The organism is Bifidobacterium sp. LH_730 (assembly GCF_056355835.1).
Map to the genome: position 1 here is coordinate 89,610 of NZ_JBKETB010000007.1, position 24,546 is coordinate 114,155.

Annotated in this window: 21 protein-coding genes and 1 tRNA gene; 18 read left to right on the forward strand and 4 right to left on the reverse strand. The window is 64.7% G+C overall.

Annotated elements, in window-relative coordinates; genetic code table 11:
- Positions 1–305: 305 nt before the first annotated feature.
- Positions 306–1,499, forward strand: a complete 1,194-nt coding sequence (locus AC1AUD_RS09395; RefSeq protein ID WP_476574085.1) for an anion transporter — start codon at positions 306–308, stop codon at positions 1,497–1,499.
- Between the two features lie 12 nt (positions 1,500–1,511).
- Here the strand turns inward: AC1AUD_RS09395 and AC1AUD_RS09400 are convergent, their stop codons facing one another.
- On the reverse strand, positions 1,512–2,648 hold the full coding sequence (locus AC1AUD_RS09400; RefSeq protein WP_476574086.1) for an ATP-binding protein: 1,137 nt from the start codon (positions 2,646–2,648) through the stop codon (positions 1,512–1,514).
- Positions 2,649–2,907: 259 nt separating this feature from the next.
- Between AC1AUD_RS09400 and AC1AUD_RS09405 the strand changes: the two genes are divergently transcribed.
- From AC1AUD_RS09405 to AC1AUD_RS09420, 4 genes are all read left to right on the forward strand, one after another.
- A complete protein-coding gene (locus AC1AUD_RS09405) occupies positions 2,908–3,894 on the forward strand; it encodes a LytR/AlgR family response regulator transcription factor (protein ID WP_476574087.1) in 987 nt (328 codons plus the stop codon).
- A 156-nt stretch (positions 3,895–4,050) separates the two neighbouring features.
- On the forward strand, positions 4,051–4,575 hold the full coding sequence (locus AC1AUD_RS09410) for a DUF805 domain-containing protein (protein WP_476574088.1): 525 nt from the start codon (positions 4,051–4,053) through the stop codon (positions 4,573–4,575).
- Between the two features lie 188 nt (positions 4,576–4,763).
- Positions 4,764–5,021 carry an AbrB/MazE/SpoVT family DNA-binding domain-containing protein gene (locus AC1AUD_RS09415; RefSeq protein WP_476574089.1) on the forward strand — a complete coding sequence of 86 codons (258 nt, stop codon included), beginning with the start codon at positions 4,764–4,766 and terminating at the stop codon, positions 5,019–5,021.
- Positions 5,018–5,401, forward strand: coding sequence for a type II toxin-antitoxin system PemK/MazF family toxin (locus AC1AUD_RS09420; protein WP_476574090.1), 384 nt, complete (start codon positions 5,018–5,020; stop codon positions 5,399–5,401). The genes AC1AUD_RS09415 and AC1AUD_RS09420 overlap by 4 nt, the downstream gene beginning before the upstream one ends.
- 63 nt (positions 5,402–5,464) lie before the next feature.
- Here the strand turns inward: AC1AUD_RS09420 and AC1AUD_RS09425 are convergent, their stop codons facing one another.
- Together AC1AUD_RS09425 and AC1AUD_RS09430 are read right to left on the reverse strand one after the other, a co-directional pair.
- Positions 5,465–6,640 carry an MFS transporter gene (locus AC1AUD_RS09425; protein WP_476574135.1) on the reverse strand — a complete coding sequence of 392 codons (1,176 nt, stop codon included), beginning with the start codon at positions 6,638–6,640 and terminating at the stop codon, positions 5,465–5,467.
- Positions 6,641–6,899: 259 nt separating this feature from the next.
- Positions 6,900–7,790 carry an AraC family transcriptional regulator gene (locus tag AC1AUD_RS09430; protein ID WP_476574091.1) on the reverse strand — a complete coding sequence of 297 codons (891 nt, stop codon included), beginning with the start codon at positions 7,788–7,790 and terminating at the stop codon, positions 6,900–6,902.
- 247 nt (positions 7,791–8,037) lie between these two features.
- Between AC1AUD_RS09430 and AC1AUD_RS09435 the strand changes: the two genes are divergently transcribed.
- From AC1AUD_RS09435 to AC1AUD_RS09455, 5 genes are all read left to right on the forward strand, one after another.
- Positions 8,038–8,114, forward strand: a tRNA-Arg gene (locus tag AC1AUD_RS09435).
- Between the two features lie 438 nt (positions 8,115–8,552).
- Positions 8,553–9,125, forward strand: a complete 573-nt coding sequence (locus AC1AUD_RS09440; protein ID WP_476574092.1) for a PBECR4 domain-containing protein — start codon at positions 8,553–8,555, stop codon at positions 9,123–9,125.
- Positions 9,126–9,318: 193 nt separating this feature from the next.
- Complete coding sequence (locus AC1AUD_RS09445) at positions 9,319–10,065, forward strand: ABC transporter ATP-binding protein (protein ID WP_476574136.1); 747 nt, start codon at positions 9,319–9,321, stop codon at positions 10,063–10,065.
- 98 nt (positions 10,066–10,163) lie between these two features.
- Positions 10,164–11,498: a COG1361 S-layer family protein gene (locus AC1AUD_RS09450; protein WP_476574093.1), complete on the forward strand. Its 1,335-nt coding sequence runs from the start codon at positions 10,164–10,166 to the stop codon at positions 11,496–11,498.
- A 1-nt stretch (position 11,499) separates the two neighbouring features.
- Positions 11,500–12,978, forward strand: coding sequence for an ABC transporter permease (locus AC1AUD_RS09455; RefSeq protein ID WP_476574094.1), 1,479 nt, complete (start codon positions 11,500–11,502; stop codon positions 12,976–12,978).
- 189 nt (positions 12,979–13,167) lie between these two features.
- Here the strand turns inward: AC1AUD_RS09455 and AC1AUD_RS09460 are convergent, their stop codons facing one another.
- Complete coding sequence (locus AC1AUD_RS09460) at positions 13,168–15,243, reverse strand: 1-deoxy-D-xylulose-5-phosphate synthase (protein ID WP_476574095.1); 2,076 nt, start codon at positions 15,241–15,243, stop codon at positions 13,168–13,170.
- Between the two features lie 219 nt (positions 15,244–15,462).
- Between AC1AUD_RS09460 and AC1AUD_RS09465 the strand changes: the two genes are divergently transcribed.
- The 8 genes from AC1AUD_RS09465 to AC1AUD_RS09500 all read left to right on the forward strand — a co-directional run bounded on the left by AC1AUD_RS09465 (position 15,463) and on the right by AC1AUD_RS09500 (position 24,376).
- Positions 15,463–16,455: a zinc-binding dehydrogenase gene (locus AC1AUD_RS09465; RefSeq protein WP_476574096.1), complete on the forward strand. Its 993-nt coding sequence runs from the start codon at positions 15,463–15,465 to the stop codon at positions 16,453–16,455.
- Positions 16,456–16,745: 290 nt separating this feature from the next.
- Complete coding sequence (gene purE / locus AC1AUD_RS09470) at positions 16,746–17,249, forward strand: 5-(carboxyamino)imidazole ribonucleotide mutase (RefSeq protein ID WP_476574097.1); 504 nt, start codon at positions 16,746–16,748, stop codon at positions 17,247–17,249.
- Entirely contained in the window at positions 17,233–18,408 is a 1,176-nt protein-coding gene (gene purK / locus AC1AUD_RS09475; RefSeq protein ID WP_476574098.1) for a 5-(carboxyamino)imidazole ribonucleotide synthase, read from the forward strand. The genes purE and purK overlap by 17 nt, the downstream gene beginning before the upstream one ends.
- A gap of 14 nt (positions 18,409–18,422) precedes the next feature.
- Positions 18,423–18,815, forward strand: a complete 393-nt coding sequence (locus AC1AUD_RS09480) for a Fur family transcriptional regulator (RefSeq protein WP_476574099.1) — start codon at positions 18,423–18,425, stop codon at positions 18,813–18,815.
- 184 nt (positions 18,816–18,999) lie between these two features.
- On the forward strand, positions 19,000–21,111 hold the full coding sequence (locus tag AC1AUD_RS09485) for an LTA synthase family protein (protein WP_476574100.1): 2,112 nt from the start codon (positions 19,000–19,002) through the stop codon (positions 21,109–21,111).
- Positions 21,112–21,261: 150 nt separating this feature from the next.
- The gene (locus AC1AUD_RS09490) at positions 21,262–22,224 is read left to right on the forward strand and encodes a nucleoside hydrolase (RefSeq protein WP_476574101.1); all 963 of its coding nucleotides are present in this window, start codon (positions 21,262–21,264) and stop codon (positions 22,222–22,224) included.
- A gap of 156 nt (positions 22,225–22,380) precedes the next feature.
- Positions 22,381–23,340, forward strand: a complete 960-nt coding sequence (locus AC1AUD_RS09495; RefSeq protein WP_476574102.1) for a nucleoside hydrolase — start codon at positions 22,381–22,383, stop codon at positions 23,338–23,340.
- Between the two features lie 64 nt (positions 23,341–23,404).
- The gene (locus AC1AUD_RS09500; protein ID WP_476574103.1) at positions 23,405–24,376 is read left to right on the forward strand and encodes a ribokinase; all 972 of its coding nucleotides are present in this window, start codon (positions 23,405–23,407) and stop codon (positions 24,374–24,376) included.
- The last annotated feature ends 170 nt before the right edge of the window (positions 24,377–24,546 follow it).

Consider the following 24,546-nt stretch of genomic DNA (forward strand, 5'->3'; position numbering starts at 1 on the left):
TCCTCCTTCGCGCATCCGGCGTCGGGCCGGTGCGGACGTATCCATCGATGACGGCTGAATGATACGGCCCGCGGGTATTGGGAAGGCCGACGGCGGGCGACGGGAGGGTGAACCGTCGGTGAATTCATATCCGCATGACGTCGGCGCGAGGGAAAAGTCGGGAGGGGAGGGGTTGCGGGCGTAGGGATAAGCGCATGGAAACGGCTCGAAAGGTCGGAAAAACAGCACGCCGAGGCGACGTAGTTGGGCGGGTGAGGCCGTAATATGAACGTGTTTGATTCCGTCGAGGACGGCAGCGGAGGGATATGCGTCAGCTCGTGGTCAAGGTGGTCAGGAACGAGACCATCCTCATCGTCGCCACCATCCTCGCCGTCATATCCTGTTTCATCGTGCCTCCGGACGGCGAATACGCGACCTATATCCACGCGAGCACGATTCTGCAGCTGGTCTGCCTGATGCTCGTCGTGTGCGGTCTGCAGCGCATCGGTGTGTTCCGCATCATCGGCTCGCGCCTGCTGCACCGGGTCGGCACCGCGCGCGGACTGGTCGTCACGCTGGTGGCGCTGACCTTCTTCTCCGCGATGTTCATCACCAACGACGTCGCTCTGGTCACCTTCATTCCCTTCGCGCTGGCCGTGCTGACCATGGCTGATATGGAGGACAGGGCGATCCTCGTGTGCACTTTGATGACCGTCGGCGCGAACGTGGGCAGCATGCTCACCCCGATCGGCAACGCGCACAACCTCTATCTGAAGGCGCTGACCGGCATGCCGAGCTGGGAGATGATCGGCATCATGGCGCCCTATTCGTTCACTGCCGCCGTGCTGCTGCTCATCGTGATCGGCTTCGCCTTCGGCAGCCAGCCGGTCGACGAGCTGCGCTCCCTCGACGGCGCGGGGCTGGAATCCGGGGTGCTGGCCCCCGACCGCTCCAAGCCGAGGCCGGACGAGATCCGCATCACCGGCTACGGCGCCGGCTACGGCGGCTGGCGCACGGTCATCTATGCGGCGCTGTTCCTGGTCTGCCTGCTGGCCGTCTCCGACATCATCCCGCTGTGGGTGATGTGCGTGATCGTCATCGGCGCGTTCCTGTTCACCGACCGCCGCGCGTTCCGCCACGTCGACTGGGGTCTGCCGCTGACCTTCTGCATGTTCTTCATCTTCATCGGCAATATGAAGCGCGTGCCCGAATTCTATTCACTGGCCGCCTCGCTGGTCGACGCGCATCCGCTGGAGGTCGCCGTCGGCTCGAGCCAGGTCATCAGCAACGTGCCCTCGACGCTGCTGCTCTCCGGCTTCACCGACCAGTGGCGCGAGCTCATCATCGGCACGAATCTGGGCGGCATGGGCACGCTGATCGCCTCGATGGCCTCGCTGGTGTCCTATAAGAACGTCACCCGCCGCTATCCCGACCGCAAGGGGCGCTATCTGGCCGTCTACACGGCCGTCAACGTGCTGTTCCTCGCGGCGTTGCTCACGCTGAGCTGGATCATCGAATAATCCCGGCTCGGCTCACGCGCCGGCAAGCGCGTATTTGGTGGCGCGCGAACGCCCGACCCTGACGATGCTGCCGTCTTCGACCATCCCGTTGAGCAATGCGCGGGCACGTCCCTTGGTCAGATCGAAGGTCTGCTGGATGAAGTCGCGCGACAGCGGCACGCCGTGCGCGGCCAGTAGATGCAGCGTCGCCTCCTCGAGCGTCTCGTCGGCGCCCCGGGGCACCAGATCCACCCGCTCGGCCGGAGCCAGCGGCAGCTGCAGCGGCCAGCCCATCGCCTCGGCGAGCGGGTCGACGCCAATCACCCGCATGCCCGCCAGGAATAGTCTCGGGTCATGGGTGACCGGGCGGCGGCCGGGCACGAAGGCGTAGCGTTTGGTGTCGATGCCGCCCGGGATGCCCCGTTCGGGGTCACCTGTGCCCGCGTCGCGCAGGGGATGGGCGTCTTCGGCGCCGCGCGGCAGGATCAGGCCGAAGGAGGAGGTTGCCAGCCGCACCTGGGCTCCGCGCTCGCGCCCCTCATAGGCCGACATCACGCGCGAGAGTCCCGAGCCCTCGTTGCGGCTCAGTCCCAGCGCCTCGAACAGGTCGGCGAGGATGGGGTTGCGTGCGTTGCAGGCACCGTTGGTCAGGTCGTCGTATCCCATGCCTCCCGGCAGCGCGCCCATCGAGACGATTTCCAGCCGGTCGTCGAACAGGCTGACCACGGTCGGGCCGTGGAGCGCATAGTCGCGGTGCAGCACCGCGTTGACCAATCCCTCGCGTACGGCGTCCCCGGGCCAGCCGGGCTCGGCGTCGTTATGCGCATTGACGAAGGCCAGCGCCTGCGTCAGCTGGTCCAGCACGGAACCGGAGAACCGCTCGCCGGCGATGGGCTTCGTCTTGTCGACGCCGTCGAACACGGCGGCGCGCATCGTATACGGGCACTGGTCCGATATCAGCAGGCCGACGCCTGTGGCCGAGCCGTGCGCGAATATCCCCATGGCCTCGAGATTTCCCTCGTCCCATGCGAGGCAGGCTGTGGCGAAGACCTTGCGAGCGTGGTCGAAGGTGAGTTCCTGCGGATCATAGGTTTCCCGCTCGAAAAGGGATGCGCCCGCCATGCGTATGCCGCTGGTCGTGCTTCCCGTCTCCTCGATATCGCGCCCCATGAGCCCGATGGTAGCGATGCAATACGACAGTGTTGCGCGCATATGGAACGCATCCGCATGGATATGGGGACTCGCCGGCCCGGGGCCGACCGTCGAGGGATCCGTGGGACACGACGGCCGGACAATGCCGTCCGAATCCGTCATATTCGCCTACACTGGGATAAGGAAAGAGGGGGACGCCGACGCCATTGTCAACGTCCGGCGCCCCTTCCCGCGGTCCAGTATGGATGGGGTGGTCGCGATGGGCAAGGCCGGAAGCGTGAATCGCACGGAAACGGTCCCCAATCGTGTCTTCGGTTTCGGAGACGCCGAGGTGGCGACCAAGCTCCTTATGCATGACTATCACTTGAAGGGCGACACGACGGTGTGGCAGTCGCTGCTGTGCGACCGCAGCGTGTGGATCGGCTCGGGCGAGTCGATGCTCTTCGGCGGCGCCGCGATCCGCGATCATTTCCGTGAATTCGTCCAGCTGGGGACGGCCGATATCCTGCGCGAGGAATACCACACGCTCGGCGATGCGCATGCCGGCGTCGAGGTCGTCTTCGGCAAGCTCATCACACGCATGCGCGACGGCGAGAACAAGGGGCGTCGGTACCGCACGATGTTCTCCTGCTCATATGGGATGGTCGACGGCTCCCTCAAGCTGCTGCTGCAGCACTACACCTACGAATGGGCGGGGGAGGGGATGCCGGCCGAAACGGTCGAGCGTGTGCGCAGGTCGGCGGCGTCGGCCACGTCGCAGGCGGCCGTGCGGCCGATGACCACGCGTCAGGCGGTGCGAGGGGACGATCCGCAGTGGCGTTCGCCGCAGATGCGTGCCGCCGCCTATCTGGTGGCGCGCAATCTGTCGGTCACCGAAACCGATGCGCAGCGCATTCCCGTCCATTCCGACAGCCAGGTGCTGTACATCGACCCGCGCATGGTGATGTATGCGGAGAGCCGCAACCACCGCGTCGAGGTCGTCACGCTCAACAAGGCGTTCTCCTGCAACATCACGTTGTCCGATCTCGAGACGATGCTGCCGGACTATTGCTGCAGGGTGCACCGGGGATATCTGGTCAACGCGTATTACGTGACCTCGATCCGCCGCTCCGAGGTCGAGCTTGCCTCCGGCGTCGTCATCCCGATTCCGGCGCCGAAATACGCGGCTACCAAACGCAGGCTCATGGATGCGATCGCAGGACTCGAGGATGAGCCCGGGAGCGAGGGGAACGGTGACGCCGGCGGCGTCGCCGCTGCGGACTGAGAGGTCTTCCTCCGCCGTGACCGGATGCCGCCGGAGGGTGGAACTACCTTTTTGGGGTATATCCGAGGCCGGATGCCCGTCCGGGGCGAACGCCGCGCGTGACAATGGGCTTGGATGAGCCGCCCTCAGACGGCTCCATAGGAGAAAGAAGGGGCTATGACCACCTCCAACCTCAACCTTGCTTCCGTCGTTCCGCCGATCGACAAGCCGTATTACGGCATCGGCCTGGGTGGTGCCATCGGCCGGTATTTCAGGAAATACGCGACCTTCTCCGGCCGTGCCTCCCGCTCCGAATACTGGTGGGCCTGGCTGTTCGTCGGCGTCGTCACCGCTGTGCTGAGCGTGCTGACCAAGGTGCCGGGCATTGGCGAGGGCTTCGGCATCGCCGGACTGATCTGGCTGGTCGCCACGATCATCCCGAACCTGTCGCTCGGCGTGCGCCGCCTGCATGATTCCAACCGCTCCGGATGGTTCGTGCTGCTGCCCTCGGCGTTCATCTACGCGGGCCAGTTCGTCGCCGACTTCGCGCTCGAGCATTACATGGGCAATAGCTCCGCCACCGATGGCGGCGCCTTCTCCGGCGTGATGGCGGGTGGCGTGCTGCTCGCCATCGGCGCGGTGCTGACCATCGCGCTCTATGTCGCCAAGTCCCGTCCGGAGGGCGCGCGTTTCGACAAGTGAGGTCGCGGCGCGTAGCTCCGCGAATATATGATATGGCTGAGGGCCTTGGAGCCGTATTTCCAAGGCCCTCAGCCATATCAGTGGCTTGCGTATGTCGCAAGCGTGCCGACTCGTTTAAAAGCGCTCATCCAAACCGCGTCACGCACGCGGATGTGTATACTTGTATATACATTGCGAAGGAGGCTGATATGGCGACATTGACATTAAATAAGTGGGGCAATGCGCAGGCCGTGCGCCTGCCCAAGGAGCTGCGCGAACGAGTGGGCATGGCGGACGGCTCGCGCGTGGAGGCGACCGTCAAGGACGGCGCCATCGTGCTCAGGCCCATCACGGACGTTCGCATCATCCGTGTGCCCAAACTGAGCGACCTGCTGCATGGACGGCAGAAGCCCTATGAAGCCGAGGAAGACGCTTTTGGATCCACTGTGGGAGACGAGGCGTTATGAGCTCTTGGCATTACGGCGACGTGCTCATGGTGGATCTTGACCCATCCAAAGGCCACGAACAGCGCAAGCGCAGGCCGTGCGTGGTGGTCAGCAACGACGATTTCAACCGCGGATGCACGCTGACGGTCGTGCTGGCCATCTCCCACGGAAGGCCGGACTTCGAACTGCATCTTCCGTTCACGCCCGTCCGTTGCGAGGAAATCGAAGGCGGCATACTGGATGGCTACGTGCAGGTGGAGCAAATGCGTGCCCTGGACCTCAGGCAACGCGAGGCGGTCAAGATCGGACGTCTCAATGACGACGACCTCGACCGCATCACCGGCACGCTCATCGCCTGTTTCATCCAGCCGAATATGATGGTCATCCCCGACTACGCCTGAACGAGGCGCGCAACTTTACAACCGTAAAGAAATGGCGGGGCGCCAACCATTCTTCGATTACCGTCAGCCCTTCTGCGCCGCCGAGCGCTCGTGACGCCACGAGAACAGCGCCAGCAGCAGCACCGCGACGAAGGTGAAGGGAATGCCGGCCGCGGAGGAGAGGCGGTAGTTCATGCCGGCGCCGGCCAGCACCGCGCCGCCGATGGCCGCGCCGAAGGAATTGCCGAGGTTGAAGCCGATCTGCACCAGCGCCGAGCCGATCATCTCGCCGCCTCCCTCGCCCTGCTGCACCATCAGCAACTGCTGCGGCGCGTTGACGAAGAACATGCTGAACGCGCACACGAAGGCCAGCGCGCCCACGGCGATGGGGGAGCCGCCGATAAGCGCGATGGCCACTAGGCCGATGCAGGAGATGGCCTGTCCCACGGCCGCCGCGCCACCCGTGCGCCAGCGGTCGGACAGGCGCCCGCCGGCCATGCCGCCGAACACCATGCCCAGTCCCGCCACCGCCATCATCAGGGGCAGCGCCCAATCGGCGAAGCCGCCCTCGGCCGTCAGCCACGGCGAGACATAGCTCCACCAGCAGAAGATACCGGTGTTGCCCAGCAGCACGGCGAAGATGATCATCCACGGAGCCGGCTTCTTAAGGAACTTGAACTGACCGAGCAGACCGGCGTCCTGGATGGTGGGCATCTTCGGCACATAGCGCAGCAGCATCACCACCGTCACCACGCCCCACACCGCGAGGAAGGCGAAGGCTAGGCGCCAGGACAGCGCCTCTCCCAGCAGCGTGCCCAGCGGCACGCCGAGCATATTCGCCACTGTCTGACCGGTCAATGTCAGGGCCAGCGCCTGCGCCTGCTTGCCGGGCTCGGCCAATTCGCGCGCCACGATGGCCGCAACGCCGGCATATGCGCCATGCGGCAGACCGGAGATGAAACGCGCGGCGACCATCATCGCATAATTGGGCGCGACCGCCACAAAGGCGTTGCCCGTGAGAATCACCACGGCGAAGAACACCAGCAAAGTGCGCGGAGGCACACGCCGGCCGAATACGAGGAACAACGTGCCCACGCATACGCCCAACGCATATGCGGTGATGAAATGGCCCGCGGTCGGAATGCTCACGGACAGGTCCTCCGCGCTTCTGGGCAGCACGCCCATCATCACGAATTCCGCCGCGCCCAAGGCGAACGAGCCAAAGGGGAGCGCGAGCAGGGCTTTGCGCTGTGGGGACATATTGGTGGACTCCTTGGTGCCGTTGATCGTCAATGTCGACACCTGAGCATATCGGCGGTCGATCGAGGCGGAGACCGCGGACGACCAATGTTTTGTGCGCGCAAGCGAATATTTGTGACTTGGCTTCAAAACCGCGCTATGGCGCGCTTTTGACGTTATCGGTGTGGCACTGTGGCGTGGCGACGGTGGGTGAGATGCATGGAAAACGTCGTTTCGTGCGGTAACGGCGTTGTTTCGCCGCACGCCGCGACGGGCGGTCTCACTGGGCGGGGAACAACTTCTGCAGGAATCCCAAGCTCACATCCATATCGTTATGCAGCGCCTCGCGCTGCTGGCGGAAGCGCGCCGGCGTCGTGTCGTAGACCGCGCGGAACTGTTTGGTGAGCACTTCCACGGAACCATATCCGCAGCGCCGCGCGATATCGGTCAGGCTCATGTCGGTGAGCACCAGCAGATCGGAGGCCTTGGTCACGCGCACGCGGTCGATGTAATCCTTGATCGTCATGCCCGACTCGCGGCGGAACTCGCGCGACAGATAGCTGCGGTTCAGGTTGAGACGCGCGGCCACCTCGTTCACGCCGATAGGCTCCAGATAATGCCCGGCGATGAAATCGAGCGTGCGGCGCGTGATCTCGCCATAGTTGAGGGACATGCCCGGCACGGTTTCGGAGACGATCTGCTCGCTCAGCCGGTGCAGGAACTCGTAGGTCAGCGCGTTGAGCTTGAGCTCGTCCTCGGGGGTGCGGTGCGCATGCGAGAGACAGTCGACGATCAACGAGAGGAAGTCGGAGGCGCTTTTGACGCGCAGCGTGTCGTGGCCGCGGCCCAGACCCAGCGCGGCGAGGTAATAGTCGGCGTCGTCGCCGGTGAACGCCAGCCAGAGGTAGGACCAGGGGTCGGCGGAGGAAGCCTGGTAGGTCGAGCCGTCGTCGGGGCGGATCACGAAGCCCTCGTCGCGGCGCAGCGTATAGCGCATGCCATTGGCAGTCAGTTCGCCGCGGCCGGACAGCACCAGATGCACGATCGTGGCGTTGCGCATCGCCGGCCCCACCCCGTGCCCGGCGGAGGCCTGCGCGATGCCGCACGACGAGAAGGCCAGGCCACGCATGGCGTGTGTGGGTCGCAGCGCGTAGGTGATGGACTCTTCCATGCCATTTCCCTTCTGACAACGGATTCCTTTTAGCCTATGCCCGGCGGGTGCCGCTGGCAAACCCGGTCCGTTCCTTTTGTGCGTTCGCGGCGATGTTTTGTGACCTCGCGTGTGGTTCGGGCGCGACCCGCACACGACTTGCATGTAACCCCCGTGTGTATGCCTTCCCGCGTATGGTCTTGCGTGTGTTCCCCTGCGTGTGCCCCGCGGGCCCTCGTTCGGCCCTCGCGTTAAAATAAACAAGTTTGGCCCCGTAGCTCAGCTGGATAGAGCAACTGACTTCTAATCTGTAGGTCGCCGGTTCGAACCCGGCCGGGGTCACCAGAAACGGCGGAATCGCAACGATTCCGCCGTCTCTCATTCCTCGCAGCGCCTGCATCGGGCACAAATCGGGCATATCGCTACAGCCAATCGCATTCCGTTGGCGCATTTGTTCATCTGACGGCTGACGTCTTGGATGGCCGGTGATATATTGAAGGCATGGCTTTAACCCATGCCCTTCTTTCCGGTCGGAAGGCGGGCCGAAGCTAAAGCTTTACCGCGCAGGAATCCTCTGCCGTGACGTTCATGCCGCTGCCTGCGGCGGCCACGTTAGGAACGTCTAGCCTTGGGAACGGGCGAAGCGGTCGCAAGATCGAGATTCCCGTAGACCCGTTGCGAGCCGGGTCGCCTAGCGGAGGGCCATATAAACATGGATTCCTATTGCGGGGCCGGGAAGGAAGTTCGCGCCTTCCCGGCTTTAATTCTTTCGGAGGGGACGCGATGGCAAGACGCAACGATGCATCGGATGTCATCGACTCTCTCATTCCGATGGCGATCATTTATGAACGCGACTTCCTCGGGCGGCATATGATCCTCGGATTCGATGGCACTGTGGTGGATGTGCACTGGCAGAAAAGGCATTTCATGCATCTGTGCGGATTGGATTGCACTGTTCCGCAGCGCATGTACCGTTCGTCGAGCAGCGTCGTCAAGTCAAAGGTGTTCTTCGATGCTTTGCTAACGGGAAAGACACGCGAGCTGAGGCCGGTGCATGGGCACAATGCCGGCATCACACGCGACAAACTGGCGGTTCTGCCGATGCTTCTGGCCAGTCCTGCAAGCATCGAAGGCGTGGTTGAATCCGCGTCGCGGGATTATGATTTCTTCTTCGGCGCCGAACTGTGGTGCGCCGGTGTCACGACCACCGGCGGACAGCCTGTGGACCCCGATGCCGCGCTGTATGCGCCGCGCACTTTGCGCAATATCAGCATCATGAGTCGCAGCATCAAGGCAATGGGATCGCCGCTGCATCGGCTTGATGGTTGCCGGATAATTCCACCGCGACATAGCTGACGGTCTTATGGCGATATCAGGCGCCATGGTTTGGCTCACGAGAAGTTCCCCTTTTGGGGATGCGCGGGCGGCGCGGCTGGTGTAGGCTGGGTTCCGAAGGAACGCAAGGGAACGCATTCCTCGGGAGAAGGGCGTGCCGACGATGGCATATGACACACAGACGCAACCACATGACATGCCGCCGCAACATAGTGTGCCCCGCCCGATGATCGAGGTGCGCGGACTGCGCAAGGAATATCCGGTCGGCGACGAAACCGTCGTGGCGCTGCACCGCATCGATCTGACGATTCCCAGGGGCCAGATCTGCTGTATCTTCGGCGAATCCGGCTCCGGCAAATCCACGCTGCTCAACCAGCTCGCGGGCATGGAGAAGCCGACGCGCGGGGGAGTCAAGATCGGCGGCGTGCCGGTCTCCCGCCTCGATGAGCGCGAGCTCGCCGCCTTCCGGCAGCGGCATCTCGGTTTCGTCTTCCAGTCCTACAATCTGCTGCCGGGCCTCAATGCCGTGGAGAACGTCGCGATGCCGCTGATGTTCCGCGGCGTGCCGCGCGTCCGCCGCGAGGCGGCCGCCCGCGCCGTGCTGAAACGCGTGGGACTCGGGCACCGGTTGGGACATTATCCGCGCCAGATGTCCGGCGGCCAGCAGCAGCGCGTCGGCTTGGCGCGTGCCTTCGTGGCCCGTCCCGAGGTCGTCTTCGCCGACGAGCCCACCGGCAACCTCGATTCGAAGACCAAGGCCGACGTGATGTCGATGATCTGCGGTTTCGCCCGCGACCTCAATCAGACGATCGTGCTGGTCACCCACGACCCGCAGATGGCCGATTACGCGGACCGCATCGTCACCCTGCTTGACGGCCGCATCATCGACGACCAGCCGCATGTCTCCTGCGCCACCGTGGGCATGGGATCGGCGGGGGCACCGGCGAAAGGAGCAGCATGATGGCAAGGCCCGGGGACGCACGGCTCGGCGCATCGGCCGGTGCGCCACTCAACACAGCACCGCACACAGCATGCAATTTTCCAGTAGAAGGGAACACCATGGAATATCGGGACAACGCCGCGTATCGCGCTGATGATGGCATCGCGCGCCGCGCTCATCGGGGAACCATCCGCCACGCCTTCCTGTCCGCCGTCGCGGCGTTCGGGCTGGCGGCCGCATGCCTGTGCGCGCCTTCCACGGCATACGCCGGCGGCAACTCGTCCGGAACCATGAATCCCGAATCCCAGACCCCGTCCGCCACCGCCGCGCTGACGGACACGAACGCCACTCCCGATCCCGCGCTCGCCGGCAAACCGGTGGTCGACGGCTCGACGGACGGCACCGACGGCTCCACCCCCGTCGCCGGGCCCGTGCCCAACGTCATCATCACGAACTTCTCCTACGGCGGCGCCTCCGTGGCCGCCGGCGGCCGCTTCGACCTGGCCTTCACCTTCCAGAACATGGGCTGCGTCGCGATCTCGAATATGGTCGTCACCGTCGATGGCGGCGAAAGCTTCGCTATCGCCGGCGGCACGAACACCTTCTACTTCGACGCGCTGTGGGCCGGCGGCGCGCTGACGCAAAGCGTGCCGATGCAGGCGGTGTCGGGCGCGCAAAGCGGCGCCCAGCCGATCACGGTCGGCTTCCAATACGAATACGTCGACGGCGGGGCGCGCAACCAGAACCAGTCCTCCATCACCGTCTCCGTGCCCGTCTCCCAGCCCGACCGCTTCGAGGTCAACGAACCTGTGCTGCCGGAGAACGCCACCAGCGGCGAGGAGACCACGATCACGCTCAACTATGTGAACAAAGGCAAGGGCGACATCTCCAACGTCGAGGCCACGCTGGAGGGCGAGGGATTCGACGCGGTGACCAAGACGCAGTATCTCGGCAACATCGCCTCCGGTGCCTCCGGACAGATCGGGTACGCCTTCACCCCGCAGGCCGCGGGCGATATGTCGGCCACGCTGAAGGTCTCCTATGAGAACTCCGACGGGCAGCCGCAGACCAAGGAATTCCCGATCACGCTGCCGGTCGCCGATCCGATGCCGGTTGATATGGGCGCGATGGATCCCACCATGGGCGCGGACGAGCAGACCGGCGTGGCATGGTGGGTGTGGGTGATCGCCGCGCTGGTCGGTGTGGGCCTGATCGTCCTTGTCATCGTGCTGGTGCGCCGGCATAGGAAGAAGAAGGCCAAGGCCGCCGACTTCGACGAGGAATGGGACGAGTGGGGGCAGGGCGGCGATGCCGCCGCCGATGCCGGGCAAGCGGCCGGGGCGGCGACAGCGACCGAACCGGCTTCCGATACGGCCGAGACGCAGGTGATATCCGATATGCCCTCCGTGACTGCCGCTCCCACGTCCGCGCCCGCGACCGGCGACAAGGCCTGATATGCGTATCGGCGACATCCTGCGACTATGCAGGCAGAATCTCTTGAGACGCAAGTCGCGCACGATCCTCACCGTGCTCGGCGTGATCGTCGGCTGCTGCTCGATCGTGATGATGGTCTCGATCGGCCAAGGCATCAACGAACAGAACGAACGCACGCTCGCCTCCATGGGCGATCTGAGCGTCATCACCGTCTATCCGGGCGGCGGCGGCATGACGGGGATGCAATCCAGTGAAGAGGCCGCCGTACCGATCGACGAGGCCTCCGTCGAATCGATGCGCTCGCTCGCCGGGGTCTCCGGCGTGGCCGCGGCGCGCAGCCTGCCCATGTCCGACATGGTTGCCGGCGCGGGCGACCGCTACGTCGCCCAGTGGATGCAGGTCATCGGCGTCGATACCGACCAATTGGAGAACGTCGGCTACAAGCTCAAGGACGGGCGGATGCCGTTGCGCAAGGGCGAGGCGTTGGCCGGGCAGGAGCTCGTCTACGCCTTCTATGACAAATTCCGTCCCGACGGGCAGAACATCCGCATGAACGGCGGCGGCATGATGTGCGACGCGAGCGGCAACTGCACCGAGGTGGAGAGAGAGGACCCGTTCTTCGATCCGCTCCACACGAAGATCACGGTCGTCACCGGTGCGAACTACCAGCCGCCCGACCGCATCCAGGATGTCGGCGTGACGTCGGGCGGCGCGAGTGGAGGCACTACGGGCACAGGGCAGAGCCCAATCCAGCGCTTCGAATTCACTCCGGTCGGCGTGCTCGACGGCGATGGCGGCAGTTTCTCGTATTCCCTCGTCGTGCGGCTCGACGACTTCAACGACATACTCGCCAAAATCGGCGGCGCAACCGGTTCCAAGGCCACCTACGAACAAGTGGAGGTGCGTGCCGCCGATATGAAGGATGTGCCGCAGATCGAGGCACAGATCAAGGCGATGGGATTCCATACCTCTTCCTACGACGGAATCCGCGAAAGCATGGAGGAACAGACGCGCGGCATCCGTCTGGCATTGGGCGGCATCGGCGCCGTCGCGTTCCTCGTCGCCGCGATCGGCATCGCCAACACCATGGTCATGGCCGTTTCCGAACGCACGCGCGAGATTGGCATCATGAAGGCCCTCGGCTGCTATGTGCGCGATATCCGCGTGATGTTTCTCGCCGAGGCCGCGTTCATCGGCCTGTTCGGCGGACTCATCGGCTGCCTGGTTTCCGCGCTCGGCTCGTGGGGCATCAACCTCGCCGTGCTTATGTCGGGCATGGGCATGACCGGCGTCGGAGACGGCGGCGACGGCGGAAGCGGCAACATATGGCTCGACGCACTGCTCGGCGGCGAGGATGTCACACGCATCTCCGTGATCCCATGGTGGCTGTTCGTCGCCGCCATCGTCTTCTCGACGCTCGTCGGCGTGCTCGCCGGTTTCGGCCCGGCCAACAAAGCCGTGCGCATCCCCGCCCTCGACGCCATCAAAAACAACGAGTAGTGTCCCGCATGCACCCAACACACCAACTTTTCCGTACCCACGGTGCTGTAATCTCCACGGTGCGGTAAACCCCACCGTGCGGTAATCGCAAGAATGGCGGAAATAAGCCAAAACCGCAATTACGGCACCGTGGGTTTAACATCACCGTGGAGATTACAGCACCGTGGGATGCAGCGCGGTATGTGGGCGCTAGCCGAGGCGCGCGACGATGGCATCGACGACGGCGCCGGGAGCCATGCCGTATCGTTGCTCGAGTTCCGGCAGGGGCACGCGGTCGGTGAAGGCTTTGGCGCCGCCGATATTGAGCAATTGCGGATTGCGTTCGGGCGCGGCGTCGCGATGATTCGCATACCAAGCGGTCACTTGTTCGCCCCAGCCACCGTCGAGCTGGCCGTCTTCCAACGTGACGATAAGCCGATGCTCGCTTCGCAGCGCTTCCAATGCGTCGGTGTCGAGCGAGGAATATTGCCGCGGGTCGATAAGCGTCGCGTCGAGACCGGCGCGCGTATGCAGCAGATCGGCGGCCGCGCACGCCAGCGGATACGCGTCGCCCAACCCCAGCAAAGCCACCTGCGAGCCGTGATGGGCGGTGCGATATGCGAGGCAAGATGCCGATGAAGTGCCGTCGTCATTCCCCGCCAAGGCCCGGTCCCGAGCCAAAACGCGCTCGCCGGGCACACGGATGATCACCGGTCCGGGAACGTCGGAGCCGCGGCGGTCGGGCGACGTGGCCCACGTGAGATCGGCGAGGAAGGCGTCGCCGCTGGTCGGCGCCAGACAGGTCAGTCCGGGGATGTTGCCGAGCATCGGGATATCAAGGGCGCCGGAATGCGTGATATCGGTGCCGGATATGCCGCCGAAGAACACCAGCACGGTCACCGGCAGCCGGTTGATGGCCAGCTCCTCGACGAACTGGTCGTAGGCGCGTTGGAAGAAGCTCGCCGTCGTCGCCACGACGGGCGTGCCGCCGGCCTTGGCGATGCCGGCCGCGAAGGCCACAGCGTGGGATTCGGTGATGCCGGTGTCCACATAGTGCGCGCCGGCCCGTCGCCGCCATGCCCGGGTGATGCCGTTCGAACCCGGGGTGGCGGGGGAGATGACGACCAATCCGGGTTCGGCGGCGAACCGCGCCTCAAGCGCCGCCATCGCCATCTTGCCGTAGTGCTTGCGTGGGTCGTCCGGGCGGTTCAGCAGCGCGTCCGGCGTCTGCCAGTGCGAGGCCTCGCACCGGCCCTCATGCGGTGCGGCGTCCGACAGGTCGCAGGCATCGGCATCGGTGCGGTTTGCCGGGATATATCCGGTCGCTGCGTTCGACCCGTTGGCTGCGTTTCGCATGGAATGGGCATCGGAACCGCCGGATATGCCATATGCGGTCGACTGCGCGGAGCCCTTGACCGCGACATCGAGGGGTCGATCACCCGATATCTGCGCATCGGGAGTTTCGCGGCCGTTGTCCGTGCCGCGTTCGTGCGTATTGTCCGTGCTCGGCGGCAGCCCCAGACCCTTGGTGGTGTGGATGTGCACGACGACCGGATGGTCGATGTCGCGCACCGAGGCGAAGGCCCGCTCCAATGCGAGCACGTCGTTGCCGTCCTCTACATAACGGTAGTCCAGCCCGAAGGCGTTGAAGATATTGGGCTGCGCGGTGCCGTTTGAGGCTCGCAACCGGGACAGCGGGCCGTACATGCCGCCGAAATCGCCGGCAATCGACATCTCGTTGTCGTTGAACACGACGATGAGGTTGCCGCCCTGCGCGGCGATGTTGTTGAGACCCTCGAAGGCGACGCCCGAACTCAACGATCCATCGCCGATCACCGCCACCACATTGCCTATGGAGGCATCCCCGTTCGAGGCGCCGGCCGCCATATCCCTCGCCTTCGCCAGACCGCAGGCCAGCGACAGCGATGTGCCCGTGTGGCCGAGCTCGAACTGGTCATGGGCGCTTTCGGCAGGATCGGTGAAGCCGCTCACCTCGTCCGCCCGGGCCGGATCGAGATATGCCCACGCCCGCCCGGTCAGCATCTTGTGCACATAGGCCTGGTGCGACACGTCGAAGACGATCCGGTCGCGCGGCGAATCGAAGACGCGGTGCAACGCCACCGTCGCCTCCACCATGCCCAGATTGGAGCCGATATGCCCGCCGTGCCAGTGGCCGTAGTCCAGCAGCACGTAGCGAATCTCGGCGCACAGGTCGGCCAGCCGCTCCTCCGGCAGCGCCTTGACATCGTCCGGGCCTGTGAGTTCCGCCAGCAATCCGCTCGTCATCCAGCCTCCTTGTAACAAGAGGGACATCATACCGGTCTTGGCGCGGCTTTCCGCCAAAACCGGGCATTCTCCACAGTATGTGCAGCAACGGGGGCATGGCGGCGCTTGGGGAGGGGGTGAAAGCCGCGGAATCACGAAGCCAAGGAAACGTGCGGTTCTGCGGTAAGGTGATGGTGTCGCAATCCGATGCAACGCCATTGCAGTGATGAAGGAGCGCCAATGAAGGCAGCATACGCACACACCACCAATCCTGATGACCCGTTGTCCGCACTCGCGGTCGGCGATATGCCCGAGCCCGAGGTGCGGCCATTCTGGTCCACCATCGCGGTGAAGGCGGTCACCGTCAACCACCACGATTTGTGGAGCCTCAGGGGCGTGGGACTGTCCGCGGCGCAATGCCCGATGATCCTCGGCACCGATGCGGCCGGTGTGCTCGAGGAGGACATCCCCGGCAAGGGCGGGCTCAAGGCCGGCGCCGAGGTCGTGCCCTACACCTTCGTCGGCACCGATGGCGCGGGCGTCGCGCCGGGGGAGCGCCGTTCCATCCTCTCCGAGCGGTATCCGGGCACGATGGGCGAGCGGGTGGCCGTGCCGTCGGCCAATGTGTTCGCCAAACCCGCCAACCTCACGATGGGCGAGGCCGCGGCGCTCGGCACCAGCTGGCTGACCGCATATTCGCTGCTGTTCCGCGCGGCCGACGTCCGCCCCGGCGACACGGTGCTGGTGCAGGGGGCGGGCGGCGGCGTGTCCACCGCCGCGATCCAGATTGCCCATGCGGCGGGCCTCGAGGTCTTCGTCACCTCGCGCAGCGAGGACAAGCGCGCCAAGGCGCTGGCGCTCGGCGCGGACGCCGCGTTCGAGGCGGGCGCGCGCCTGCCCCGCAAGGTGGATGCGGTCATCGAATCGGTGGGCGCGGCCACATGGTCCCATTCGGTCAAGTCCGTGCGCCCCGGCGGCACGATCGCGATCTGCGGCGCCACCACCGGCGACCAGCCCGGCGCCGAACTCACACGCGTCTTCTTCCAGGACATTCGCGTGCAGGGCAACACCATGGGCACCCGCGAGGATTTCGCGCGTCTGCTGCGCTTCGTCGAACATGCCGATCTGCATCCGGCCATCGACTCCACCCACCATGGCCTTGACTCCGCGCCGGCCGCCTTCGCGCGTCTGGAGGCCGGCGATCTGTTCGGCAAGGTGACTATCGAGCTGTGACGCCGGCCGTCGGGTTTGCTGTGTCGCATCATCAAGCTGACTGAGGCGGCCATCCAGCGAAACTGTTGGTTGTTTTGGCCTTCTGTTGGTAATCGTGGCGCGCGCATGGGTGATGGCGGCAATCGGGAATGGCGGAAAACCGTCATTCCTCAATCGAACGAAATGCGACGCGATCAGTCGAGTTACCAACAGAAGGCCAAAACAACCAACAGTTTGAGCCAGCAATTGGTCGGAAGCCGGAGAAGAGAGTACAGTGGACGCGTATTCTCAATAAAGGGGAGGTAATGATAATGACCGAGCAAGCGGGCAAGCCCCAGGTCGCCGTCATCATGGGATCGGCGAGCGACTGGGAGACGATGAAGCACGCCACCGAGATCCTCGACCGATTCGGCGTGCCCTATGTCAAGCAGGTCGTCTCCGCGCATCGCACGCCCGAGCTCATGGCCGACTTCGCGCACAACGCCCGCGCCAACGGCCTCAAGGTCATCATCGCCGGCGCCGGCGGCGCCGCCCACCTGCCCGGCATGGTCGCCGCGCAGACCACGCTGCCCGTCATCGGCGTGCCCGTGCGCTCGCACGCCCTCTCCGGCTGGGATTCGTTGCTCTCGATCGTGCAGATGCCCGGCGGCATCCCGGTGGCCACCACGGCCGTCGGCAATTCGGGCGCGACCAACGCCGGCCTGCTGGCCGTGCAGATGCTCTCCGCCTTCGACGAGAAGCTCGCCGATGCGCTGGAGGACTACCGCAACGAACTCAAGGAGAAGGTGGCACAGTCCAATGCCCAGCTTGTCTGAGGAAACCGGCGGGCGCATCGAGCGCCTCATGCCCGGCGCGACCATCGGCATCGTCGGCGGCGGCCAGCTTGGCCGCATGATGGCCCTTTCGGCCAAATACATGGGCTTCCGCATCGGCGTGCTCGATCCGACCCCCGATTGCCCGACCGCGCAGGTCGGCGACTTCCAGGTCACCGCCGCCTACGACGACAAGGCCGCGATCCGCGAGCTCGCCGAACGCAGCGATGTGCTCACCTATGAGTTCGAGAACGTCGACGCCGATGCGCTCGACGAGGTGCGTGGCACCACCCCCGACAAGGTGGCCGTGCCGCAGGGCACCGATCTGCTGCGCGTCACCCAGAACCGCATCAACGAGAAGACCTTCATCAACAGGCATGGCATCGAAACCGCGCCGTGGCGTCCGGTCGATTCCCGGACCGCGCTCGAAGCCGCGCTGGAGGAGATCGGATACCCGGCAGTGCTCAAGACCTGCGAAGGCGGCTACGACGGCCACGGCCAGATCGTGCTGCACGGCCCGCAGGATCTGGACAACGTCTGGCCCGACAATGACTTCCCGAAGGCCATCCTCGAGGGATTCGTCGACTTCGCCTTCGAGGCGTCGATCCTCGTCTCCGGCGACGGCGAGCATTACGTCACCTTCCCGATCGTGCGCAACGAGCACCGCAACAACATCCTGCATATGACCATCGCGCCCGCCGAGGTGAGCCCCGAGGTCGAGGCCCGTGCCCATGAGCTCGCCCGCACGCTGGCCGGCGGCTTCAAGCTGGCCGGAACCCTCGCCATCGAGCTGTTCGTCACCAAGGACGGCCGCGTCGTCGTCAATGAGCTCGCCCCGCGCCCGCACAATTCCGGGCATTACACGATCGAGGCCTGCTCGATCGACCAGTTCGACGCGCATATACGCGGCATCGCCGGCTGGCCGCTGCCCGAGCCGAAGCTGCTGAGCCCGGCGGTCATGGCCAATGTGCTCGGCCAGCATGTCGCCCCGACGCGCGCGCTGATCCAGGACCATCCCGAGTGGAACGTCCATGACTACGGCAAGGCCCAGGTCAAGCACGACCGCAAGATGGGCCATATCACCGTGCTCACCGACGACACCGCCCGCACCGTCGCCGATCTCGAGGCCACCGGCTGCTGGGACGATCTCAGGGCCGCGTGAGGCGAAGCTGCCGTATGAGCGAACGCATCGAACGCAACACCCGTCAGAAGGACGCGATCCACGCCGCGCTGAGCGGTTGCGACGAGTTCATCTCCGCACAGGAGCTGCACCGCAAGCTTGAGGACGAGGGCGTCAAGGTCGGGCTGGCCACCGTCTACCGCCAGCTCAACGCCCTCGCCGATGCGGGGGAGGCCGACACCGTGCGCCTCGATGGCCAGCAGCTGTTCCGCCTGTGCGGCGACGACGGCCACCACCATCACTTGGTGTGCAAGGGCTGCGGGAAAACCGTCGAAATCGAAAGCCCCTCCGAAAGCTGGCTCAAGGGCATCGCCGACCGCCACGGCTTCACGATCGAAAGCCACACCCTTGAGGTCTTCGGGCGTTGCCCCGATTGCCGCAACGATTGATTCAGGGAACAATCAGGGATATTGCGGGTGACTTGCAGACGAACGCGCGGATAGGCTGAAATCGTCAGGAAAGCGTGACAAAAGGCCGCCCGTCGTCTCCCCGGGAGCGCCCCGGAGACACAATGGGTGTCCGAATGATGCGATCCGACGAACGAACAGGAACCAGAGCCAAGAAGTGCAAGGCATGAGCTACGAGAACACCACGACCACCGACACCACATCCTCCGAGCCGATCGAGGAGCTGAGCATCGCGCGCGCCGACACGTCGAAGCATTGGCGTGCCCGCCTGCGCCGCGAGCGCAAGCCGTTCCCCGGCTGGCTGTATGCGGTGCTGTTCGTGCTTTTCGACGCGCTTGCCGTCGGCATCCTCGAACTGGGCGTGTCCCTGTCCTCGACGCGCGTGCAGCTGTCCAGCCCGACCGTCGGCTGGGGATTCGTCGGCAAGATGTTCACCGACCATAATTTCGTGGCGCTGCTCAATATGCTGTTGATCGGCATCGTCTATCTGACGCTGTTGATGCTGTTCAACCGCTTCTGGATCGCCACTCCGCTGATGTTGTGCGTCGTCATCATCGTCGCCGTCATCGAGCATTTCAAGGTGTCGATACGATACGAGGCGATACTGCCCTCCGATCTGAGCTTCCTCAAGGCCGACGCCGGCAATCTCGTCAGTTTCATGCCGCCGGGGGCGCATCTGGTCATCATCGGCGCCGTCGCCGGGGGAGCGGTGCTCTTCGCCCTGTGCTGGATCCTCTACTGGATCGACGGCCGCCACGGGCGGGTCTTCCGCTCCGGCGCCGACCCCCGCCGCACCGTCGTCAACGCGATCTGCCGTCTGCTGCTGATCCTCGTCCCCGGCACCTTCCTGACGCTCTACACGATGCAGGTGAGCACGGTCGGCTCGTGGGCCAAATCCTTCTCCTCGGCCATGGGCGACATCCCCTCGATGTGGGATTCCGTCTACGACGCGCAGCGCAACGGTCCGCTCGTCGCCTTCCTGCGCCAGCTCAACCCCAAGGTGATGGACAAACCCGCCGACTATTCCGAGGAGACGATGAAGCAGGTCGCCGAGCGATATGACGACGCGGCCGAGAAGATCAACGAAACCCGCAGCGCGAATCTCGACGATTCGACCGTCGTCTACATCCTCTCCGAATCGTTCTCCGACCCGGCGCGTGTGCCCGGGCTCAAGGTCAACAAGGACGCGATGCCGAACATCAGAAGCATCAAGGAGAACACCACCTCCGGCCTCATGTTCTCCTCCGGATACGGCGGCGGCACCGCCAACCTCGAATACATGGGCCTGACCGGCCTGTCGATGGCGAACTTCGACTCCTCCCTGACCAGCCCCTATCAGCAGCTCGTGCCCACCCAGCATTGGGCGCCGACGATCAACCGCATGTGGGGCGCGGCGAAGAACTCCATCGGCCTGCATCCCTATGAATCCTCGATGTATTCGAGGGCCATCAACTACAAGAAGTTCGGTTTCTCGCATTTCTACACGCTGACCGGCCCCGATGTCATCTCCCATCAGGACAAGCTTGACGCCTCGCCCTACGTCTCCGACGAGGCGACCTATCAGAGCACGCTCGAACAGCTCAGGAAAACCGATGACCCGCAGTTCCTGCAGGTCATCACCATGCAGAACCACATGCCCTACCATGAGTGGTATTCCGGCAACGACTACACCGCCGAATCGACCACCGGCACCCCGCTCAAGGAGGACGAGCGCAAGTCGATCGAAACCTACGCCAAGGGCGCGGCCATCACCGATCAGGCCACCGCCGATTTCCTCGACGAACTCGACGAGCTCGACAAGCCGGTCACCGTCGTCTTCTACGGCGACCATCTGCCCGGCATCTACTCCTCGGCCTCCGAGGACGAGTCCAACTCGCTGGCGCTGCATCTGACCGACTACTTCATCTGGTCGAACAAAGCCTCCGCCTCCGCCGGCACCAAGCTCGACGACGCCGACTATTCCTCGCCGAACTTCTTCGTCGCCCAGGCCGCCGAGCATATGGACGCCAAGGTCTCCCCATACCTCGCCTTCCTGACGCGCATGCATGCCAAGATCGCCGCCATGGAGCCGCCCGTCGTCAACAAGATCCAGGGCTGGGACCAGATCCCCGAGGGCTCCGCGATCTACCTGAACGACAAGGGCGAGCCGATCGCCGCGCAGGATTTCGACGCCGAGACCAAGCGGTTGATGGAGGATTACAGGCTCATCCAATACGACATTACGGATGGCGAGAATTACTTGAAGAGCACAGATTTCATGTCTCTTCCGGCCGACTGATGGGAAAGGACCGGACCCGCGCGTTGAGTTGACATTCGCGTCGGCGTCTTCCTATCATGGTCCGGCCGGAAGGCGCTCACGGACGAACGCATCCGGTGGGGCCGTCCAGGCCCGTGCATTCCCTCTCAGGCGGTATGGAAAGGACCATGCATGACCAAAAAACTCATTCTCGACCTTGACACCGGCATCGACGATACCCTCGCCCTGGCCTATGTGCTCGGCTCGCCGGAGGTCGAACTCATCGGCATCACCGGCACCTACGGCAATGTGACGATGGAAACGGGACTCGCCAACGATCTGGCGCTGCTGGCCATGTTCGGCCGCGAGGATATTCCTGTGTTCCGCGGCGTGCCGCATCCCAGCGACGCGGAGGACTTCGCGGTGCCCGCCGGCTCGGGCCTGTTCCACGGCGCCAACGGCACCGGCAACGTGAGCATCCCGGCCACCCCTACGCGCGAGGTCTCCTCGACCTGTGCCGTCGATTTCATCATCGAATCGGTGCGCGCCTATGGCGACGACCTCGTCGTCGTGCCCACCGGTCCCTCGACCAACCTCGATGCGGCCTTCGCCAAGGCCCCCGACATCATCGAGAAGATCCACGTGGTGATGATGGGCGGCGCGTTGACGCAGCCGGGCAACCTCAGCCCGTTCATGGAAGCCAATATCTCGATGGATCCCAAGGCCTCGAACCGTGTGTTCGCCACCACCGCCGACATCACGATGGTCGGTCTGGACGCGACGATGCAGACGCTGATGACCCGCGAGGACACCGCCGCGCTGCGGGCCACCGGCACCACGGTCGGCCGATTCCTGGCCGATATGACCGACTACTACATCGACATCCACGACCAGACCGCCCGCACGGCGCAGAGCAGCTGCAACCTGCACGATCCGCTGGCCGCCGCCGTGGCCATCGATCCCACGCTCGTCGGTTGCTTCCCGATCAACCTCATGGTCGACACGGAAGGCCCCGGCATCGGCCGCACGATCGGCGACCCGGCGCGTCTTCGCGAGGAGACGAAGCGCACGAAGGTGGCGATGACCGTCGAGGCGGAGCGGTTCGAAGCCACGTTCCGCGAGCGCCTGATGGCCGTCGCCCTCGCCACGGCCTGACCGTTTCGGGACGGGCGGACGCGCATGGCCGGACGGGTCGTGCGCGCCCGACCGCGACCGATGTGTTAGGCTGACCACTATCCCCAGGTGTCCGTCGGGCACCCCGCGTCATGCGAAGCTGCATGCCGCGCCATATCGATGAAAGGCAGCAAAGCCATGACCAAGAAACTCGTCCTCGACCTCGACACCGGCATCGACGACACCCTCGCCATCGCCTACGCGCTGGGCAGCCCGGAGGTCGAGCTCATCGGCATCACCGGCACCTTCGGCAACGTGCTCATGGAGCAGGGCGTGCGCAACGCGCTCGCCGTCACCGACCTCCTCGGCCACCCCGAGGTGAAGGTCTACAAGGGCCTGCCCCACTCCTCGACCACCGATTCCTTCGAGGTGCTGCCGATCTCCGCGTTCATCCACGGCGACAACGGCGTCGGTGACGTCGAGATCCCCGATTCGCCCCGCGAGGCCGAAAGCGAGCCGGCCGTCGATTTCATCATCGACGCGGTCAAGACCTACGGCAAGGATCTGATCTACGTGCCCACCGGCCCGATGACCAACATCGCCGCCGCGCTTGACAAGGCCCCCGAGATCAAGGACGAGATCGGACGCGTCGTGCTGATGGGCGGCGCGCTGACCGTGCCCGGCAATGTGAACGCCTGCTCCGAGGCCAATATCTCGCAGGATCCGGATGCGGCCGACAAACTGTTCCGTTCCGGCACGCCGACCACGATGATCGGCCTCGACGTGACGCTGCAGACGCTGCTGACCTACAAGGAGACGCAGCGCTGGCGCGAGCTTGGGACCAAGGCCGGCGCCTTCCTCGCCGATATGACCGATTTCTATATCAAGGCCTACGAAACCACCGCGCCGCACCTGGGCGGTTGCGGCCTGCACGATCCGCTGGCCGTGGGCGTGGCCGTCGACCCGACGCTGGTGGAGACGCTGAAGATCAATATGAAGGTCGATGTGGAGGGCGCGACCCGCGGCCGCACCATCGGCGACGAGAACCGGCTCAACGATCCGGTCAAGACCATGGAGGTCGCGGTCGGCGTGGATGTGCCGCGCTTCCTCGACGAGTTCATGACACGTATCTCCGGACTGGCGCAGCGCGCCGCCTGAACGGCCGCGCCCCCAATCCCGGCGAACCGCCACACGCAACCTGTGAGAAAGGAATGAACCAGTTATGACCAACAATCCCCTTGCCGCGCTCGACGACATCCATGGCGTCATCTCCGTCATCGGCTCGATGAACGCCGATTACACGGTGACCACCGAGCGCCTGCCCAACGGCGGCGAAACCGTCAACGGCGGCCCGCTGCAGGTCCTGCCCGGCGGCAAATCCGGCAACCAGGCGGCCGCGGCCGCGCGCATCGGCGCCACCGTGCGCATGTTCGGCGCGGTCGGCTCCGACGACAACGCCGACTTCCTGCTCGGCAAGCTCGCCGACGCCGGCGTGGACGTGACGAATGTGCGCCGCGTGCTCGGCCCCTCCGGCACCACCGTCATCATCGTGGACGCCGGCGGCGAGAATGTCATCGTCTACTCGCCCGGCTCCAACGCGCAGGTCACCGTCGACTACGTCGAATCGATGCGCGAGGTCCTGACCTCCTCGACCGTGCTTGGCCTGTGCCTGGAAAGCCCGACCGATGCGGTGACCGCCGCGGCGCGCATCTGCCATGAGGCCGGCGTCAAGGTGCTGCTCAACAACTCGCCGTTCACGCCCACGCTGCCGGCCGAGCTCATCGCGAACGCCGATGTGCTGCTGGTCAACGAGCATGAGATGGCCCAGCTGCTTTGCATCGACGAACCCGAGGACGGCAACTGGGACAACTTCGACTGGAAGCATGCGGCCGCGTGCATGAAGGACTACGGCTTCGACCAGGCCATCGTCACGCTCGGCGGCGACGGCTCGGTGGTGCTGGACTCCACCGCCGAGGAGACGGTGTCGCGCATCCTCCCGGTCAAGGTCGATGTGGTGGACACCACCGGTTGCGGCGATTCCTTCATGGGCACCGTGCTGGCGGGGCTGGCCTCCGGCTTCAGCCTGCAGGACGCCGCGCAGCTGGCCTCCTACGTCTCCGGCTACGCCGCCACCGGCTACGGCGCGCAGGCCTCCTACGGCACCGCCGCCCAGATCCGCGCGCTGTTCGCGTAACGGACTGCGCTCCCTCAACGGGAGCACAGTCGATTTTTCGATGCTCCCTCATCAGAGGGAGCATTTTTTATGCCGCTATAAGCTTTACAAAATTTCATCGTTATGACTTGACGTTTGTAAAAACCGGTGATAGGCTAAAGCCATCCGAACAGGCCAAGGACGACCGTTCC